Genomic DNA, 2,789 nt, shown 5'->3' with positions numbered 1-2,789 from the left:
AGAAAAATACAAAGCCTACATGCCCATGGGCATTAACTTTCCAGGCACAGTTGAGAGCGATGCAGAACGGGTGACAGAGACCTTTTCATTTCAGCTGAACCCGAGGGATTTGTCCCCTTTACGGATGCAGTACCCACCACGACATCAGGTAAGCACAGGACTTTATCGAGTGCCTGGAGAACCTGTCACGATTGAACTGAGATCCTTGTCTGCTGAGTCATCTGACATAAAGCCAGAGCTGAGAATAGGCGCACATGCTTTAGACTTGAACAACTTCCACCCCTCTTACAAAAAAAAGAGAATTGGGTATACCAGCGATCTTTTTCCATTGAGGGAAGGCGTCCTCCAGGATCGTAAATGGGCCTCCGGACTGATTTACATAGAGTCCGATCAAAACGGCTCGGATACTTTTGATATTACCATCTCAGGGGCGGTCAAAGCGCCCTGGTTTAAGCTTGGCAGAGATACCGCTGAACAATGGCGTCAATACATTCGCGATTACCCTGCGCCCTGGGCAGAACTTGAAGGGCAGTATTCCGTACTGACTCTCCCCTCAGCGCTGGTACGAGATCTGGAAGACCCGACTCCGGTTATCCATTTTTATGACCAGGTGGTTAAACGTGCTCATGCTCTGGCAGGTCTCAATGACAATGCTGATGATGAGCGAGACAAAGCGCCTGATCGCCTCTACCGCTTTGTCATGGATGTACAACTCACACAAGAAAACCCCATAGCAATCTCCAACAATTACGGGGTTATGCTGCGCTGGCTTGGTTTTGATAATCCATTCCGATGGATTGATCCGAATGATTCCGTGGTTTTTGACCTTCTGCTTCATGAAATTGGCCACGCACTTGAGCCGGTTGATCATTTATTTGAGCTGCCCGGATCAAGCCAGGTATTTGCGGATCTCTTTATTTATGGTGACCATTACCGTAAGGGGGATTGGTTCCTGGGGCGCAGGATCAATGTCGCTGGACTGACGATGCCTTACGATGACAGTTCTTATGGCAATATACTTTCCTTTGTATGGCTTTTTGCGTCCTTTATTGAGAACTATAACTATGGTTATGACCCTTATATCTGGTCAGAAAGTCCTGAGGTGATGGTTAGCTGGAAAGGGGCTTTTATGGTAGAACTTGTGAGGCATTTATCGGATGCTTTTATCCCAGAGCTGTATCATCGATTTCGCCATACCCCTGAACACTTATTGCCTGATAAAGACAATCAGCAGGAAAAAACAGATTTCTTTTTTGAAATGCTGTGTGAGGTGACCGGAGAAGACCTGACTTTAATCTTCAGGCGCTGGTATGTCCCTGTCAGCGAGGAGGCTTATCAACGTGTTGCGGGAAAGGGGTATTCCTATCCCCACCGGTTGTATCATGATGGCTTATAAGTACCCAAACCGAAAGCAATGGTCCGGGTACTTAACTGACTGGAGAGCCTGACAGGGGTGTTAGACAGTCAGTATTCAGGCCATGGTAGATTTTTCCAGCGTATTGACTGGGAGAATAGTTATGGTCAAATCTGACTGCCGAAAAGTCACCTGTTCAGTTTTCCGGGCTCTGTGGCTGGCTTTGCTGGCCTGTGCTGTTTATGGGCCATGCTTTGCCATGCCCCTGAATGATCTGGAAGAAAAATACAAAGCCTACATGCCCATGGGGATTGACTTTCCAGGCACTGTTGAGAGCGATGCAGAACGGGTGACGGAGACCTTCTTATTTCAGCTGAAGCCGAGGGATTTGTCTCCTTTACGGATGCAGCACCCACCACGATATCAGGTAGGCACAGGGCTTTACCGAGTGCCTGGAGAACCTGTCACGATTGAACTGAGATCCTTATCTTTTGAGCCATCTGGCATAAAGCCAAAGGTGAGAATAGGCGCACATGCTTTAGATTTGAACAACTACCACCCCTCTTATAAAAAAAAGAGAGTTGGGTATGCCAGCGATGGGTTTCAATTGAAGGAAGGCGTCCTCCAGGACCGTAACTGGGCCTCAGGACTGATTTACATAGAGTCCGATCAAAATGGCTCGGATATTTTTGATATTACCATCTCAGGGGCGGTCAAAGCGCCCTGGTTTAAGCTTGGCAGAGATACCGCCGAGCAATGGCGTCAATACATTCGCGATTACCCCGCGCCCTGGGCAGAGCTTGAAGGGCAGTATTCCGTACTGACTCTCCCCTCAGCGCTGGTACGAGATCTGGAAGACCCGACTCCGGTTATCAATTTTTATGACCAGGTGATCAAAACTGCTCATGCTCTGGCAGGCCTCAGTCATAATGCTGTTGATGAACGAGACAAAGCGCCTGATCGCCTCTACCGCTTTGTCATGGATGTTCAACTCACACAGGAAAACCCCATAGCAATATCCAACAATGACGCGATTATGCTGCGCTGGCTTGGTTTTGATAATCCATTCCGATGGATTGATCCGAATGATTCCGTGGTTTTTGACCTTCTGCTTCATGAAATTGGCCACGCACTTGAGCCGGTTGATCATTTATTTGAGCTGCCCGGATCAAGCCAGGTATTTGCGGATCTCTTTATTTATGGTGACCATTACCGTAAGGGGGATTGGTTCCTGGGGCGCAGGATCAATGTCGCTGGACTGACGATGCCTTACGATGACAGTTATTTTGGCAATATACTTTCCTTTATGTGGCTTTTTGTGTCCTTTATTGAGAACCATAACTATGGTTATGACCCTTATATCTGGTCAGAAAGTCCTGAGGTGATGGTTAACTGGAAAAAGGCTTTCATGATAGAGCTCGTGAATCATTTATCG

Annotated in this window: 2 protein-coding genes; both read left to right on the top strand. The window is 47.6% G+C overall.

Annotated features, from left to right (window positions below):
• Nucleotides 1-1,396, top strand: a 1,396-nt coding sequence (locus E1189_RS03015) for a M60 family metallopeptidase (RefSeq protein ID WP_230460094.1), incomplete at its 5' end; no start/stop codon positions are given.
• A gap of 121 nt (nucleotides 1,397-1,517) precedes the next feature.
• A partial coding sequence (locus tag E1189_RS03010; protein ID WP_230460093.1) for a M60 family metallopeptidase occupies nucleotides 1,518-2,789 on the top strand: 1,272 nt, incomplete at its 3' end.

It is taken from the genome of Parendozoicomonas verongulae, from assembly GCF_009711465.1.
In the GTDB taxonomy this organism is placed as follows: Bacteria; Pseudomonadota; Gammaproteobacteria; order Pseudomonadales; family Endozoicomonadaceae; genus Sansalvadorimonas; species Sansalvadorimonas verongulae.
Note: the sequence above shows the minus strand (reverse complement) of the source record. Positions and strands in the feature narration are given on the sequence as shown.